Origin of the sequence: Dietzia sp. Cai40, assembly GCF_014145165.1 — a bacterium.
Taxonomy (GTDB): domain Bacteria; phylum Actinomycetota; class Actinomycetes; order Mycobacteriales; family Mycobacteriaceae; genus Dietzia; species Dietzia natronolimnaea.
Genome location: NZ_JAALEB010000351.1, coordinates 1 through 1,400 on the forward strand (window position 1 = coordinate 1; position 1,400 = coordinate 1,400).

Here is a 1,400-nt window from a genome sequence, read left to right on the forward strand (position 1 = left end):
GGGAGATGCGGCGCGCCGGGGCGAGCGTTCCGCCGGGAGCGGTGGCCACCACCCGGATCCCGTGTGGAGCCGCCTCGAGCGCGAGCGCTGTGGTCAGTCCGTTCACCCCGCCCTTGGACGCCGCGTACGGGGCCCGGTTGACGCCGCGCGTGGCCACCGAGGACACGTTGACGATGGTTCCGGCCTCGACGGAGACCATCGACGGCAGGACCGCGCGGCACATCCACATCGTGGGGAACAGCGAACGACGCACCTCCTTCTCGATCTGTTCCGGCGAGTACTCGTGGTAGGGCCGGGCCCAGATCGTGCCACCGACGTTGTTGATCAGTACGTCGATCCGGCCGTGGGCGGAGAGTGCGGCCTCGGCCGCGACGTGTGCGCCCTGGAACGTCTCGAGGTCGGCGACCACCGTGGTCACCCTGTGGCCGTCCGGCGACACGGCGGTCAGGTCCTCGGCGACCTCGGTGATCGCCTCCGCGCGGTCGACGGCGGTGACCAGTCCGCCCTCCCGGACGACCCGGTCGGCGACCGCACGACCGATTCCCTGAACCGCTCCGGTGACGAGAACGGACAGGCCGTCGAAACGGCCGGGGGAGAGAACGGGTGGGACGGCGTCGTGGTCACCGACCGGGGCGCTCACGACGCCACCCCGACGGACGAGTCGGCGAGCGCGGCCCGCATGGTCGCCTTGGCGTGTTCGGTGTGGCGCCGGATCAGGTAGCGTGCCGCGTCGCGATCCCCGTTCTCGAACGCGGTGACGATCTCGAGGTGCTCCGGCACGATGTCCTCGGACACCCAGCGGGCGTCCGGGAGGACACTGTTCATCACCCGGGTGACCTCCAGGATCCGGTAGGCCTGCAGGAGGGCCTCGTTGCCGGTGCACCGGAAGAGGTATTCGTGGAACTGCGCGTTCGCGGCGGTGAAGCGCGCCGGGTCGAGAAAGCGATCCCCCTGGATGTACTGGTTGGCCGACTCCGCCAGCATGCGGAACTCCGCGAGGCGAGCGGCGTCGAGTCGGCCCATGGTGAGCTCGACGGCTCCGAGTTCGAGCGCCATCCGGGCGTCGAACTGGGCGTCCGAGTGGGCGATCCCGGGATGCACCTCACCGCTGACGACACCGGTCGAGGACGTGATCGTCTCGGACCGCTCGCCCCCGGGTAGCGACAGGGCGGACGACGTCGTCGGCGGGACGGAGGTCCGGGGGACGGGGTGCAGGGTCACGGGTCGGGGGACGTATCCCACCGGCCGGGCGGCGAGGGGTGAGACCTCGTCCTCGGCCGCTTGTCCCGGCGAGGACCCGGGGCCGGACGCACCCGGGACACGGGACTCGAACCCGACCGGCCTGGCGGCGATGGCCGGCTGCGGGCGTGCGGGACCGCGCGACCCTGCGCCGGCGGAGG

2 protein-coding genes are annotated in these 1,400 nt (G+C 72.0%); both read right to left on the reverse strand.

Going from position 1 to position 1,400, the window contains the following annotated elements; genetic code table 11:
• On the reverse strand, positions 1–640 hold a 640-nt coding region (locus G6022_RS13185; RefSeq protein ID WP_182691735.1), incomplete at its 3' end, for an SDR family NAD(P)-dependent oxidoreductase.
• Positions 637–1,400 (reverse strand): FCD domain-containing protein (locus G6022_RS13190; protein ID WP_182691737.1); only part of this gene is annotated, 764 nt, incomplete at its 5' end. The genes G6022_RS13190 and G6022_RS13185, both read right to left, overlap by 4 nt.